The organism is Acidovorax sp. KPB24-07 (assembly GCF_057543315.1).
The window spans coordinates 1-2,371 of the sequence record NZ_BAAJYS010000468.1; the positions used below are offsets into that span (position 1 = coordinate 1).

Consider the following 2,371-nt stretch of genomic DNA (forward strand, 5'->3'; position numbering starts at 1 on the left):
GGCCCGGGGCGCCCGCCGCGCTCACAGGCCATGTGCCGCTGTCGGGCCGCACGGGCGCCGGGCTCGACCCGTGCGCGGCGCTGCAGTGCGTGGTCGAACTGGCCCCAGGGGCTTCGGTGGAGGTCGTGTCCCTGCTGGGGCAAGGCGACTCGCTGCAGGCCACGCAGGAGCTCATCGCCCGCTACCGCACCTGCGATCTCGATGCCGTGCTGGCGCAGGTGACCGCAGGCTGGCGGCAGACGCTGGGCGCGGTGCAGGTGCGCACGCCCGACCGGGCCATGGACATCCTGCTCAACGGCTGGCTGCTCTACCAGACCATCGCCTGCCGGCTCTGGGCCCGGGCGGCCTTCTACCAGGCCAGCGGCGCCTACGGATTCCGCGACCAGTTGCAGGACGGGATGGCGCTGCGCTTCACCCACCCGGAGCAGACCCGAGCGCACCTGCTGCGCGCCGCCGGCCGCCAGTTCCCGGAAGGCGACGTGCAGCACTGGTGGCTGCCACACTCCGGCCAGGGCGTGCGCACCCGCATCTCGGACGACCGCGCCTGGCTGGCCTATGCGGCGGCGGAGTACGTCGCCACCTCGGGCGATCGCGCCGTGCTGGACGAAGCCGTGCCCTTCCTCGAAGGCCCCGCATTGCAGCCCGGCGAACACGATGCGTTCTTCCAGCCCATGCCGTCCGGGCAGTCGGCCTCGCTGTTCGAGCACTGTGCCCGCGCGCTGGACCAGTGCATGGCGCTCACGGGCCGGCAGGGGCTGCCGCTCATCGGCACCGGCGACTGGAACGACGGCATGAACCGCGTGGGCGCCGAAGGGCAAGGCGAGAGCGTGTGGCTGGGCTGGCTGCTGATCCGCACCGTCGCCCTCTTCGCGCCGCTGGCCGAAGGCCGGGACGACGCCCGGGCCGCGCTCTGGCGCGCGCACGCGGAATCGGTGCGTGCCGCCATCGAGGCGGTGGCATGGGACGGCGCCTGGTACCGCCGCGCCACCTTCGACGACGGCACCTGGCTGGGCTCGCAGGACAGCGGGGAATGCCGCATCGACGCCATCGCCCAGGCCTGGGCCGTGCTGTCGGGGGCCGCCGACCCGGAAAGGGCCGCGCAGGCCATGGATTCGCTGGAGCGGCACCTGATCCGCCAGGACGACGGGCTCGCGCTGCTGCTGGCCCCCCCGTTCGACCAGATGCCGCGCGACCCGGGGTACATCAAGGGCTACCCGCCCGGCCTGCGCGAGAACGGCGGCCAGTACAGCCACGCCGCCATGTGGTCCATCCTCGCCTTCGCCCAGCAGGGCGATGGCGACCGGGCCGCCGCGCTGTTCCGGCTGGTGAACCCCATCCTGCACGCCAGCACGCCCGAGCAGGTCGCCCGCTACCGGGTCGAGCCCTACGTGGTCGCGGCCGACGTCTATGCCGTGCCCCCGCATGCCGGGCGCGGCGGCTGGACCTGGTACACCGGCTCGGCCGCCTGGATGTACCGCGCGGGCATCGAAGGCATCCTGGGGCTGCGCCGCGAAGGCACGGCGCTGCGGGTGCGGCCCTGCATTCCTGCGGACTGGCCGGGGTTCGAGGCGACGGTCACCATCGGCACCAGCCACTGCGCGATCCGCGTCGCCCGTGCCCCGGGTGCCGGCGGCCCGCCGCAGGCCTGGCTGGACGGTGTCTCCGTGCCCTGCGAAGACAGCGGCGTGCGCGTGCCGCTCGACGGTGGGGGGCATGATTTGCTGCTGACGCTCTGATCGCGGTGCGCCCCGTGCACCAAAGCCCGCCCATACTGTATTTAAATACAGACACTCAGTACACTCTGGCCCACCATGGATTTCGCTCTGTGGCACAGTCGGAGGGCACGCCTGCAGGCAACCCGCCCGGCACTGCGCAGTGAACGCCCCCCAACCCATGACCACCGCTTCTCCCCACGATCCGGAGCCCCCGCTTCCGCCCGACACCGCCCTGACGCAGGCGTCCGATCCCGCGTCCGCCGCGGCCCTGCAGCGCCGCGTCGAGTGCGCACCGGAATGGTTCTGCGCCTTCCTGGCGGGCAGCAACCGGGAGAAGAACCGCTTCCTCAAGGAACTGGCCACCATGAAGGGGTCGGTGACGTGGCTGGTCCAGCAGCGCCGCCAGGGGCTGTGGACGGCCGAGGAGCGAGACCGGCTGCGCAGCGTGATGCGCTCGGCCTCGTCGGTCAGCCCCTACCTGCTGGTGTGGGTGGTGCCCGGCTCCATGCTCATCCTGCCGTTCATGGCCTGGTTCATCGACTGGCGCCGCCGCGGGCGCGAGGTGGCGAAGGACCCCGCCTGAGCGTCATCCCGGCCTGGCATGGCGGGGCCCCGGGCCTCAGCACCTGGGCCCACCGCCGGGCCTGATCAGCCGA

Annotated in this window: 2 protein-coding genes; both read left to right on the top strand. The window is 72.8% G+C overall.

All coding sequences use genetic code 11. The features are described 5' to 3' along the window. A partial coding sequence (locus tag AC27IQ_RS22660; RefSeq protein WP_487090884.1) for a glycoside hydrolase family 94 protein occupies positions 1–1,736 on the top strand: 1,736 nt, incomplete at its 5' end. Between the two features lie 157 nt (positions 1,737–1,893). Further along, complete coding sequence (locus AC27IQ_RS22665; RefSeq protein WP_284431424.1) at positions 1,894–2,298, top strand: hypothetical protein; 405 nt, start codon at positions 1,894–1,896, stop codon at positions 2,296–2,298. Positions 2,299–2,371 lie beyond the last annotated feature (73 nt).

Excerpts from the sequence above, each read along its gene's own strand:
- AC27IQ_RS22665 (WP_284431424.1), top strand. The coding sequence starts at position 1,894 with ATGACCACCGCTTCTCCCCACGATCCGGAGCCCCCGCTTCCGCCCGAC.